Annotated in this window: 9 protein-coding genes; 2 read left to right on the top strand and 7 right to left on the bottom strand. The window is 60.3% G+C overall.

The features are described from left to right. Positions 1 to 340: 340 nt before the first annotated feature. From P8K07_16580 to P8K07_16550, 7 genes are read right to left on the bottom strand one after another with little or no spacing between them, the layout of a single operon-like run. Positions 341 to 1,258, bottom strand: a complete 918-nt coding sequence (locus P8K07_16580) for a haloalkane dehalogenase (GenBank protein MDG1960143.1) — start codon at positions 1,256 to 1,258, stop codon at positions 341 to 343. A 13-nt stretch (positions 1,259 to 1,271) separates the two neighbouring features. Continuing rightward, on the bottom strand, positions 1,272 to 3,068 hold the full coding sequence (locus tag P8K07_16575; protein MDG1960142.1) for an arylsulfatase: 1,797 nt from the start codon (positions 3,066 to 3,068) through the stop codon (positions 1,272 to 1,274). A gap of 4 nt (positions 3,069 to 3,072) precedes the next feature. Further along, positions 3,073 to 3,453 carry a hypothetical protein gene (locus tag P8K07_16570; protein ID MDG1960141.1) on the bottom strand — a complete coding sequence of 127 codons (381 nt, stop codon included), beginning with the start codon at positions 3,451 to 3,453 and terminating at the stop codon, positions 3,073 to 3,075. Then, positions 3,450 to 4,307 (bottom strand): type 1 glutamine amidotransferase domain-containing protein, encoded by an 858-nt coding sequence (locus tag P8K07_16565; GenBank protein MDG1960140.1) that lies wholly within the window; start codon positions 4,305 to 4,307, stop codon positions 3,450 to 3,452. Before P8K07_16565 ends, P8K07_16570 begins: the two co-directional genes overlap by 4 nt. Before the next feature lie 26 nt (positions 4,308 to 4,333). After that, positions 4,334 to 6,325: a PQQ-binding-like beta-propeller repeat protein gene (locus tag P8K07_16560; protein ID MDG1960139.1), complete on the bottom strand. Its 1,992-nt coding sequence runs from the start codon at positions 6,323 to 6,325 to the stop codon at positions 4,334 to 4,336. After that, on the bottom strand, positions 6,322 to 7,284 hold the full coding sequence (locus tag P8K07_16555) for a hypothetical protein (GenBank protein ID MDG1960138.1): 963 nt from the start codon (positions 7,282 to 7,284) through the stop codon (positions 6,322 to 6,324). The genes P8K07_16560 and P8K07_16555 overlap by 4 nt, the downstream gene beginning before the upstream one ends. Continuing rightward, entirely contained in the window at positions 7,284 to 7,943 is a 660-nt protein-coding gene (locus P8K07_16550; GenBank protein MDG1960137.1) for a TetR/AcrR family transcriptional regulator, read from the bottom strand. The genes P8K07_16555 and P8K07_16550 overlap by 1 nt, the downstream gene beginning before the upstream one ends. Positions 7,944 to 8,068: 125 nt before the next feature. On the opposite strand from P8K07_16550, the gene P8K07_16545 reads away from it, so the two are divergent. Together P8K07_16545 and P8K07_16540 are read left to right on the top strand one after the other, a co-directional pair. Beyond that, positions 8,069 to 10,483, top strand: coding sequence for a TonB-dependent receptor (locus P8K07_16545; GenBank protein MDG1960136.1), 2,415 nt, complete (start codon positions 8,069 to 8,071; stop codon positions 10,481 to 10,483). 100 nt (positions 10,484 to 10,583) lie between these two features. Beyond that, on the top strand, positions 10,584 to 12,626 hold the full coding sequence (locus P8K07_16540) for a DUF3604 domain-containing protein (GenBank protein MDG1960135.1): 2,043 nt from the start codon (positions 10,584 to 10,586) through the stop codon (positions 12,624 to 12,626). The last annotated feature ends 22 nt before the right edge of the window (positions 12,627 to 12,648 follow it).

Here is a 12,648-nt window from a genome sequence, read left to right as displayed (position 1 = left end):
GACGATCTATTTCTGTCGCAGCTTCACCCCGCCCCTTCCGGATGATCTTGGCTTTGTCCGCGTCGCTCCCGCGCAAAAAATGCTCTGCGTTCCGCTCTCGGTGAACAACCGATCCCTGTACTTGTAGCCTTGGGTGCCACAGGCACCCCATCGAAATCGAGTTCAGCATGGTCGAGGTGCCGATGTTCTTCATCCTCTCAACTACGATACCGTGCGTGGGGCAATCACCAGCAATTCGCCCCCTGTCCGTGAACGGGAGCTTTCGCGCGGATCGGAGGCCCTGCAGTTTTCCAGAAAATGACCGAGTCCCAAACGGAGCATTCCAATCCGCCAAAATCAGTTACTCAGGCGCGGGTTCCCCCTCGATAAAATTGAGCAAGACCTCGATCAGTTCCTCGGGGCGCTCTTCCTGCAGAAAATGCCCCGCGCCCTTGATTATCGTATGCGGCTGATCGGCGGCGCCGGGGATTCTCTTGCGCATCGGTGCATCCGCACCCTTGGTCATCGGGTCCCTATCACTGAAAGCGGTCAGGAAGGGCTTCTGAAAATTCTCGAGGTTTTCCCAGGCACTCCGATTAGCGACAAAGGCAGGATGCTCACGGTCATGCGGCACCAATGAGGCGAAAACCCGTGCGCCGGCCTTGTAGGTCTCATCCGGGAAAGGCGCGTTGTAGGCTGCGATCACCTCGTCGGCGATCGGGGCCACACACCCCATGGCAATAATCACACCGAGGTCGTAATTCTCGACCTCGCGCGAGAATATTTGCCAATCCAGAAATGGCTGGGGCAACTTCTCGTCGCCGGTGGGGAGACTGGTATTCGAGGCCAACACCCGCGTAAACCGATCCGGATTTGCCGCCACCAAACGCAATCCGATCAAGCCACCCCAGTCCTGACAGAACAGCGTAATCCGTTCGAGGTCGACTTGCTCCAGCCATTGCTGCATCCAGCTCACATGCCGCAAATAGCTGTAGTCGTCGTATTCTGTCGGCTTGTCGGATCGGCCAAACCCGACCAGATCAGGCGTGACCACGCGATGGCCTGCCGCGACCAGAGCCGGAATCAGCTTGCGGTAGAGATAGCACCAGGCCGGGTTTCCATGCATCAACACAATCGGATCCGCACTCGGGTCGCCCTCGTCCAGATAATGGATTCTCAGGCGGCCGCCGTCACCATCCTGCACTTCGGCGTAATGGGGCTCGAAAGGGAAATCCTGCAGGTCGGCAAATCGTTCATCGGGAGTTCTTTTGATCTTCATAATGCTTTCCTTCTCAGGCCAATGGCTTCTGGTCGGACTTTCGCTTCATGCGATACGCAACGAGGAACGGGAGCAGGAGCAACATCGTCAACAAGACCACCACCGCGGCATCCCGGTATTGCAGGAATAAATTGAGGACAATTTGTTGGCGGGGGTTATCGCCCGTGGCTAGCTCGAGGACGCGATTCTCGTCTCGGTACTGCTGATAACGCGCCAACATTCGTTGAAAGCGAAGTGGCTCTAACGCGGCCAGATCGGCTGTCTCGCCCGGATCTGTGACAATGTTGAAAAGGCGCCATTGGGCATCGCCGACCGGCGGCTGATTGATCACCAATTTGTAGTCGCCCTCGAACAAAACACCGTGACCGGCCAACTCGTAGCCAATCGCATCGCCCGCGCCATAGACTCGGTCCGCGGAACCCGAAAGAATCGGCGTCAGATCTCGCCCGGTCATGGCCTCGACCGGTCGCCCCCCATAGCGCTCCTCAGGCGGCAAGACGCCGGTCAGAGACAAGATGGTCGGGGTGATATCGGTGACCCAGGCGAAGGCCGCCGTGAGGGACTGGCCGGGGCCAAGAGGTTCTCCGGCAATGATCAAAGGCACGCGCAGCCCGCCCTCGCCCGCATAAAACTTGTAGTACGCGAGAGGACTGGCCGAGGCGCTGCCGAAGCTGGGGCCGATCATGCTGAAGCTGCCTTTCAATCCCAAGTTCTCATAGTCCAGGTTGTAGCCCATGTTCTCGGGCCCCACTCGCTCCCGAAACGCTCTGGGCTCCGCCGAGCCGCTGGCTTCACTCCCGTTATCCGAGGTGAAAATGAAAATGGTATTTTCGTATTGCCCGCTTGCCTTGAGGAACTCGACCAGGCGACCGATATGGAAATCCATGGCCTCGATCATGCCGGCATACACGGCCATTCGTTTTGCCTGATACCGCTTTTCCTCGGGGCTGAGCGCGTCCCACTCGCCGGTGCTCTCCATCCGCACCATCGGCGTATCTTCCGGAACGATGCCGAGGTCTTCTGCCCGTTGCTTGCGCTGCTCGCGCAAGGCATCCCAACCCGAATCGTAGACGCCCATATAACGATCGATGAATTGCTGGGGGGCCTGCACAGGCGAGTGCACCGCCATGAATGGCAAGTATGCAAAAAATGGCTCGCCGTCCTGCAGATTGCTGCCGATGAATTTGATCATGCTGTCGACCAGAAAGCGTGAAGAATAGAAATCCTCCGGCAGGGAAAACCGCTCGCCATCAGCAAACCAATTCGCCTGATCATAGATGGGAAGGTAGGGCCGCTGTTCCCAATGATCCGCTCCCGAATCCATCATCGCGACGGTGCGCTCAAAGCCGCGACGGCTGGGCCGCTTAGTTGGCTCCATGCCCAAATGCCATTTTCCGGCCATGTAGGTGTGGTAGCCCGCGCCCTCCAGAAGCGTCGCTACAGTCACAACATCATCGCCGAGCACCCCTTGATAGTTTTCGTGACGCCGCTGCGCGGGAGACAACATTTCGGGAATATTGGGCACCCCGGCCAGATGACTGTCGACGCCGGTGAGCAGCATCGCTCTTGCCGGCGCGCAGTTCGCGGCCGTGTGGTAGTTCGTAAAACTCGTGCCCTGGGCGGCCAAGGCATCCAGCGCTGGCGTATGAACCTCGCTGCCGTAAGACGCGATATCCGTGTAGCCGAGATCATCGGCCAGAATAAAGACGATATTGGGACGGGCGGATTCGGCCCCCCGTGCCGGCATGCTGGAGAAGACAAGGAGCAGAGCAGAGCAAAACAACCCCTGCGGCAACAAACGTCGTCCCATCCGTTCAAGCCTCTTTCGGCAGGCGACGAGAGGCAAAAAACAAAAGCAGCGCCACCACCACCTCGACCCGGATCGGACCGACAGCAAGGGTGGCGTCGTGCAACAGCCAGGCGATGATGCGACCGAGCGCCGTGATCGTCAGCATCATGATGGGTGGGTAGTACCAGGTACGGCGTTCCGTGATCAGAGCAATCAGCACGAAACTGCCCATGGCCATAAAGAAGCTCGCAAGGTCCCCCACGAGCGTGCTCAACCCAAGCCCCTCCGCCACGGACAGACCGACAGCAGGTGCAATTTCACCCGGGACGACCAGCCAGCGCACACCGTTGAACAAAAACAGGGTCCCGGCCAAACCCAGCACGATCTTGAGCGCCGTATTGATCAAGTCGCCGGCCTTTCGGCAAGGACCTGCATCATCTGATGCGCGGTTTCACTGCTGGAGTTCTGGTTTTGTCCCGTCACGAAACGGCGTTCCTCATCCACAACCGTGTGCGTGGCAAAGACATCGCGAAACGCGCTGCGGCTTTCGTATCGAGCACCGGCCTTGCGCAATTCTGTTTCCGGGTGCTGCGGGGTAATTTCAATGTTGAGTTCCTGGATCTGCTTGTCGCTGACCCCGGTCATGCGACGACCCGCGATCAACAAATTACCATCGCGGTCTTTCGCCTTGATCAAGCCCAGCACCCCGTGACAAACGCCGCCGATCACCGGCTTGCCTTCGGCGTAGTAGGCACTGCTGATCTTCTCCGCCAGCACCGGGGAATAGCCGAGGTCGTAGGCCGCCCCCCATCCTCCGGCAAGGAAAATGATATCGTAGTCGCCGAAATCAAGATCGTCGATCTTGATCGAATTCTCGACCTTGGCCTGAAAGATGGAGTCCTTCTGGAACCGTCTGGTCTCGGGCGTAGACGACGTCCGCGAAAGGGAATTCGGGGCAACCGGGATCTTGCCGCCGTCGATGCTCGCCACATCCACCTGCATTCCACCATCAAGAAAAACGTAATAGGGGTGGGTCATTTCAGAGGCTACAACTCCTGTGGGTGGACCCTCGGTTTCGCCCGGTGCGGCAAGAACATCATGACTGGTGGTAATCACCAGGGCGCGTTTCCCCGGCAGGTCGAAGCTGGGGCCCGTATACTCCGGATGCATGCCCAACGTATGCAGAATTTGTGGGAGGAGGAGGACAAAAACACCGACCACCCCAAGTCCAATCGCCAGCCCTGCAAAGAGTTTTTTCATCACAGCATTCTGCCTTTCTTGCAGCCTCAACGAGCGGCCGGCCGATCCTTCATATCGCCTTCGGGAAAGAGCGCGCAGGCGGCAGCCATATTCGCTACCGCACGGCCAAGATCTCCCGGATTCAATTCAGGCAAGCTTTTCTCCAGCAGTCCGTTCAACGTGCCGGCATCTCCCGGCCCAAGATCTCCATCCATAACCGCCTTGCCGATGGCGACGGCAGCCTGCTCGAGCAGCACTCTGGTCTGTCGAAGATCCGCATCCAGCGCTGCGGCCTGAGTGGTCGGGTCAAGCGTGCTCGCATTGGCACCGCGAGCCTCGGCCGCGCAAATGGCATCCCGTGCCAGCAGATCGAGTCGAACGGGTTTATAGCGCGCGATGCCTCCGGTCAGCTCCGGGGTCAACTCCGGATACATGGCCTTGCCGACAGCCCGCCGAATCGGCGAGTGCGCCACATAGATACTGCCATCCGGAGCTACCGTGCTCATCGCCAGAGAGTCCTCCCGGCCTTCGGCAAAGTAGCGCAACTCTCCGGTTTCCCGATCCAGCAGGCCCATGCCTACGTGCAGCATCAGGTTGAACCCGAACAACGACTTGCCCCCGCCAATCCCGACCACGACGCCATTGGCTGTAACGGTCGCGGTCAACGTATTGGATTGCCGATCCACGTTGGCGTAGCCATCGAAGCCGTTGAGCCTAGCTGTCCAGGTCCGGACACCATGGTCCCCATTGTCGACCAGCTGGATCACGTCATTGCGGGTGACCGCGTAGAGTTCATGGTTGTCGGAGGCCACCGAGATCGAACCCACCAGCGGCTCTTCCACATCAAACCGCCAGATCTCGTTCAATTCGCTGTCCAAAGCGATCACATGCCCCAGGTTGTCGGACACATAGACCCGGCTGCCATCGGCGCTCAGCGCCGGGGTCGACCCCGTGCCGCCCTGAAAAGTAGCTCGATTCAGGATTCGGAATTCCAGGCCACCGGCATCATCCTCCACCAAGTCCAGTGCGTAGATGGCTCCGATTTCGGATCGCCCATCCTCGGTGCCATCTTCTGCATCTTCCGCGGTGGCCGCGATATAGATCCGGCTAGTGTCAGGAGCGATGCTGAAATAATTGGTCACAATACCACCGCCGCCATAAATATAATTCACCGCCGACGAGAACAGGCTCAAACCACCCTCGGTTTTGCCGAAAGCCGCATCCATCAATGGATCGACTCGCTTGGTCACAAAGCCGGGAATCCTGGCGCCCGTGCCACTGATGGCCGGCGCGCCCGGGATCTGGCCGAGAGGGGTTTTCAACGCGCCGGTCTTTCGGTCGAAGGCAAATAATTCTCCAGCCTTGGAAACCGTAATCAACGAGTCGGTCACCGGATGATAATTGAAACTATGCAAGGCCGAGCCGGGGTTCTTTCCAGGCACCCGCGGAGGAAGCTCCAACCCGGTGGGAATGCTCCAGACCACCGACCCATCAGGCCGCAGCGCAATGGCCCGGGTGTAGCTGACGACGTACAGGATCTGGGATCCCGGGTCGTCCGGATCGTTCAGCACAAAAGCCGGACTCATCGTCTCGCGATCGCTCTGGCTGGGGATGGCCCAACGCCGTTCGCCCGTATCCGCATCAAGAGAGACCACGGCCACCCGATCCCCATGATAGAATCGGGGGCTGAAATAGAGATTGCCTTCGTTATCAAACGTGGGACCATTGCCCACGAAATAGGACGGCTCAGCCACCCAATCAGGGGCGAACATCGGGGCGGCCACGCCCCAGACATGATCCGAATTGATCACGCCTACGTGGATGGCGTGGAAGGTGGTCGGTTCGGGAATGACATCGAAACCATGGGCGCCCGCAGAACGCGCCCCCGATGGCCTCCAGCTGGTTTTCGCAGGGGGGCCGAAAACTCTCGGGTGATGCGGACCACCCTGATCGAAAAATACTTCCCATACGACAAAGCCGAGGGCTGCGGCCAACACTAGCCCGACAGCCCCGAGGAGTTTCTTGTAGAAAGCCGTCATCCGTGCCGCGTCGCCGTAGTCTTGCGGTGAGCGCCGGGGCCAGGCTTGATCCGAAGTTTCGTCGCAGGGTTGAGGTCCTGATTGGGGTCCACGAGCTGTCCCGCCGGAAAGGAAACCGAGATCGCCGGGTCCCGGGTATCGAGGCATAGATGGTGGTTGTTATCATTGTCGCCGAGATCCGCGATGGCCGCCGGTGTGATCTCCTCGCGCTGCCCCCCGGCACGTTCCACCGTCACTCGATACGGGGCGCGCTCGATTGCGCCGGCATCGGTCCCGCGCGGGGGTGACACACCTCCAGCCCAGGTCACCCGGACCACCTGGCGGGTGTCCGGCGGGCAGGCAGAGCCCCGCCCCGAGGTCGACCTTTGTTCGGCGGGTATCACCTCGGCCAGCACGAGACTTGGCCCGGCCTCCAAAGGTGTTACCTCGATCGCCTTTCCACGAAAGCTCACCGGACCACCCGTTGCGCCGTCGGACAGAAGTTCGCCGACCACTTCCACTTTCACCGGCGGATCCTCCTCAGCATCGCCAAACTCACCGATGAGGAGCACAGTCCGGCCTTCGCCTTCATCCATAGCCGGCTGGAGAGTCACACAGAGGGGCGCTGTCTCGGCCCCCGATCGAGTGAAGACGCGAAAATCCTCTGCCGCGAGAGTTTGCGCGTCGATCGTATGAGACAGGACCACCGGCATACCGTCTGTTCCCGCGGCCCCTCGACAGAGAAGAAGACGGGCGAACAGCGGCAAATCTCCATCGAGTCCAAAAAATGCGGATAGAAGGCTTGCCGGTTGGCCGTGCTCGTCGAGCGCGACAGGCGCCCCCGCAGGCCGCGGCTCCGGTGAAAGGCACGAAGTCAGTACCGTACTCAGCACCGCGAGCACGATCGCCGACCGAAACAAGGATCGACAGAGGATCGATCGGGCCGGGGCACGGGAAAAAAACCCGGGTAAAGCGGGCATCAGTCCGCGCGATCCGGCGTTGCCGCGGGCGGTTGCTTCATCGTCTCGAGCCAACCGCCGACGACGGACGCCACTCGCTCGTCGAGCGCCTCGATATCCGCGCCAACCCGCTTGGCGTAAGGCTCGCGGAAAATCCGGTAGCCGCGAAGCATCGCCGAGAGCGCAACCTGCAATGCCTCGAGATCGTGGGCGGGGTCAATATCCCCGTTGACGACGTCCTCCTTCAGGCTGCTGAGCGCGCCCTCATAGGCTGGCATGGGGTCCACACTTCCGTCTCCGTCAATCACGAGCAAGGCGCGTAGTTTGCTGTCCTGAAAGCTGTCACCTCGAAATTGCCTCGTGCGCCGCTCGACAAAAGGGAGCCCCCGGAAGTCAGCATTGAGCTGTTTTCTAATCACTTTGAAACGACGGGCGATCGCCTCGCGGAGCAATTCCTGCCTGGAGCCGAAGTAGTGATAAATATTGCCACGATTGACGCCCGCGGCGGCGGCAACTTCCCGAAGATTCAGGCCCGCGAGAATACCGTTTCTCTTGATCAACTCGAGAGCGGCCTCGATCAATCGCCGCTCAGTTTCGGCGCGGCCCTGATTCGCCTTCGGTAACGGCCGAGCCTGGCCCTTTTCCAGGACTGTCGCCGGCAATTCGGAATTATCTGACATGTTTGACATCAAGTTTAGCAGAATGCTAAATATTTAGCAATATGCTAAACCTGAGAATTCGTCGCTTTCGCGGGGCTTCCGGCGCAATCAGCGCACCTGCTCCCTTGGTTCAGGGATGCCGAAACGTGTTGTTGTCAGCACTGATTCTGGTGCCGGGGATCACAGGCCTCGCGCAAGCGCAGATCGAGGCGCCATCGGCCTATGAGGAGCTCATTGAATCGCCAACCGACGTCGGCGGCCCGGCAACCGAGGCCGACGCCGAAGTCGCGCAGGCGGAAGCAGGCGACGAGTCCGGCCTCTCACCTTCCACTCGGGGCCAAATCGAGGAAATCGTCGTTCAGGCAAGAAAACGCGAAGAGTTCCTCGAGGACACACCTGTATCTATCACCGCGATGAGCGAGAACCTCCTGCGCGAGGCCAACGTGACGCGAATCGACCAGATCGAGAACCTCGTCCCGAACATCACGATCGCCTCGGGCCAGACCTCAGCACAAATCCGCATCCGCGGCGTCGGCACTGCGTCAGCGGGCGTGGCGTTCGAGCCCGGCGTCGGCATGTACGTGGACGGTGTTTTCCTCCCGCGCGCGCAAGCCGCTGTTTTCGACACCCTCGACATCGCGGGCGTCGAAGTCCTGCGTGGACCACAAGGCACTCTGTTCGGCAAAAACACGATCGGAGGCGCTGTCAATATCACCACACGCAAGCCGGCCGACGAACTCGAGGGCTTCCAGATGGTGCGCGTCGGCAACCAGGGGATCGTCAACACCCGCAGCATGATCAACATCCCGGTCGATATCGGCTGGTTCGAGGACAAGCTGTTCACGCGTCTTGCTTTCGCATCGCAAAATCGCGGGGGCTATGCGACGAATCCCTACCTCGGCCTCGATGACCTGGGCCGCCAGAACAGCCTTACGTTTCTGGGCTCGTTTCGATTCCTGCCAACAGACGCTCTCACGATCGACATGACAGGGACCTGGTGGAAATCCCACGGGCAGTTGGCCATCGGCCAATGTGCCATTGCTCAGGAGACAAACATCGGGAATTTCCAGCCAGGCTTCTATGATGCCTGTCGCGAGTCTCGACCATATACACATCCCATGAACGTCAATCAGGTCCAAAGCGCGACCAGCTACGGCACCTGGGGAACGATTCAATACGACGTCGGGGATACCGACTGGGTGGAAGATATCGTACTGAAGTCCATTACCTCCTGGCGCCAGCAGACGACTGCATCCGCAATCGACCTCGACGCAACGCCCTTTCCCATGGTCTCGCTGACGAGCCGGGGGGGACCCGATCCAACCAAGGGCGATCCCGGCGACTCCGAACAAATCCAGCAGGAATTCCAGATCAACGCGACAGCCTGGGACGGCCGTATCAACTTCGTCGGTGGTTTTTTCGCCTTCTGGGAGAATGCCCAGCGGCCCTCCGTCACCAATGTCGGAATCCCGGTGGTCACATCGGCCACCTTGAACAACCTCGAGACCGACAACTTTACCTGGGCGTTCTTCAGCCAGGCCACGGCCGCGCTCACCGAGTGGGCCAGCCTGACGGCAGGGCTGCGCTACTCATCCGATCGAAAACAGGCCACACAGATCAACACCAACCTGCTGGCAGACCCTCCTGCAGTAGTATTCGACGGATCCGGCGACAAAACGTTCGACGCATGGAGTCCGATGGCGAGCATTGCCTTGACCGCACCGGAGGAGTGGTTCGACGATATCCGCCTGGACCATTTGATGGGCTACTTCACCTACTCTCAGGGCTTCAAGGGCGGCGGTTTCAACGCAACCATCAATCCCAGCGCCGGAGGGAATCAGCTCGAGCCCTTCGAGCCCGAGACCCTCGACAACTTCGAGATCGGCGTGAAGTCCATCGCCTTTGATCGCCGACTGACACTGAACGTGTCCTTGTTCTACGGCAAGTATGACAACATCCAGCGCCGGGTGACCGAAACCATTTTCGACGACGAAGGACTGATCGAGGAAATCCTCACCCTCACCCTGAACGCCGCGGAAGCAACCACCCGCGGCGCCGAGCTTGAGGTGACGGCCATGCCCCTGCCCGGCCTGGTACTATCCGGCAATATCGGACTTCTTGACGCGCGCTACACCAGCTTCCCGGGAGCCGTGAGCAATTTGGATGGCAAGGAGATCAACAAATCAGGCCAGAAGATCGAGGGGGTCCCCAGCTTTCAATCCTTCCTCTCGGCGCAGTATTCCTTCCCGCTGGAGTTGGGACAACGCGACTGGATGCGAGGCTGGCTGACGACCCGTGCGCAATGGAGCTATCAGAGCGACAACTATGCGCTGGGGCCCGAGGTGCCACAAGCCAGGCAACCAGGCCGCAACAACCTCGGTGCTCGCGTCTCCTACGATTTCTTCGACGATAGCGCTCAAGTCGCCCTCTGGGGCGAGAATCTGACCGATACTCGCGTGCCCGCCGGCAGCGTCTTCAGTCTTGCGAATTCCGTCGGCGTCATCACTCGGAACTTCACGATCCCGCGCACCTTTGGTGCCGAGCTTTCCTACCGCTTCTGAGGCGCAGCCAGAGAATCAATGGAAACACCGGGTTCGAGCGCCCGGGATCGGGAGCCCCGGATCGAGGACCCCGAGTCGAAGCCTCGGAAAGAAATCATTGATGATAAGAAAGATTTTCCTGGGGGCGATCGGCCTGGTCGCGCTTGCCGCAATCGTTGGGTGGTTCACCTTCGGCCAGAGCACCTACGAAAGGATGCAACGGGTGGGCGCCGACAATCTGGCGGCCGACTACGCGCTTCAGGATGATTCCAGAGTCCCGAAGCCGGAGCCCCAGCCAAGGGTCATCCAACCGCGCAACTCTCTGAACAACGTGTACTGGGGCGACACCCATGTCCATACCCACGAAAGCTTCGATGCAAAGCTCATGGGAACAACGGTGACCGTCGAGGACGCCTATCGCTTCGCAAAGGGCGAAGCCCTTCTCAGCACGGGCGGCGAGACCATGCAGCTCGCACGCCCGCTCGACTTCGTCGCGATCACCGACCATGCCGAGGGCTTCGGTGTGAGCACGCGCTGTGACGAAACAGACCTCACCTGGTTCGAATCGATCAACTGCTACCTTCTCGAGACACCGAACCCAATGGCCTTCCTGCTGCTGCGGACCATCGTCAGCTTCACCAAACCAGACGTCGAGAAGAATCCCGACGCTCCGGCGGGCGTGTATCAACCAGAGGTGCGCACCGCCAAGGGGCGCGATTCGTGGCCGATCTGTGGCCGCGGCGAAGGCGGTGTGCTGCGCTGCGAGCAGGATGCCCGCAGTGATTGGGCACGATATATAGCGCTGGCCGATGCCGAAAACGACCCGGGCACATTCACTACATTTGCCGCCTACGAATACTCCCCGACCCTGCCCGACGCCGGGAAAATGCACCGCAACATCCTGTTTAACGGATCGGATCTCCCGGAATTCGCGATCTCGTCTCTCGAGGTATCCAACGCAATCGATCTCTGGCGAGGCCTCGAAGAGACCTGCACGGGGAAATGTGACTTCCTCACGATTCCTCACAACATGAACAAATCCTGGGGCCTCGCCTACAGCCGCTACACATACGACGGCGGCGAATACGGCGAAGACGAATGGGAGATCCGCAAAAGGCGCGAACCACTGGCCGAGATCTACCAGATCAAGGGGGCCTCGGAATGCGCACTGGGAGTTGGCGCCACCGACGAAGAGTGCGCCTTTAGCCAGGTCTTTGAACCCTGCGAACCCGGCGAGGAGACCGGCTGCGCCTTTGAGACTGGCTTTGCCCGCCAGGGACTCAAGATCGGCCTCCAACTCGAGCAAGGTCTCGGCATGAACCCGCTGGCCTTCGGCATGATTGGATCCACCGACACGCATAATGGAAACCCGGGGGACACCGACGAATGGGATTTCGTGGGCGCTGTCGGCCAGGTGAGTTCTCCCGCGATTCGTCGTTTCGGGGCACCCGAGAAACCCGGCAGCGAACCCAAGCCTCACCTCTCACCCCTGCGGTTCAACACCCCGGGCGGCCTGGCTGCGGTCTGGGCCCCGGAAAATACCCGCGACGCGATCTTTGCCGCGATGCAACGTCGTGAGGTTTACGCCTCGTCAGGCCCGCGGATCACGCTGCGCTTTTTTGCCGGCGAGGATTTCGACGAGAGCATTCTTGACGAGGCGGAGCCGGTCGCGATCGCCGCCGCAGGCGGCGTCCCGATGGGCGGCGTGCTCCGCCCGCGGTCCGGCCATGACGCCAGTCCGACATTTTACGTCTCGGCTCTTGGCGACTGGATGAGCGCACCCTTGCAGAGGATCCAGATGGTCAAGGGCTGGATCGATGCCGAGGGCAAAACTCACGAGCTGGTTCAGGACATCGCCTGTGCGGATGGCCTTGAGGTCGACCCCACCACTCGACGCTGCCCCGACAACGGCGCCTCCGTTGATCTGACCAGCTGCGCGCTCGTCGGCGAGACCGGCAGCATGGAACTGGCGGCGACCTGGCAAGATCCCGACTTCGACCCGGCACGAAGCGCCTTCTACTACGTGCGCGTCCTGCAAAATCCCACCTGTCGCTGGTCAACCTACGACTCCCTGCGACTGGGCCGCGAACCCGACCCGCGCGTCCCCGCAACGATACGCGAGCGCGTCTGGTCCTCGCCGATCTGGATCAAGCCCTCCCGGTAAACCGGCGGCGCTCTTCAACTTC

This window comes from Candidatus Binatia bacterium, from assembly GCA_029248525.1.
Classification (GTDB): Bacteria; Desulfobacterota; Binatia; order UBA12015; family UBA12015; genus UBA12015.
This window is presented reverse-complemented; position numbering and strand designations above follow the sequence as displayed.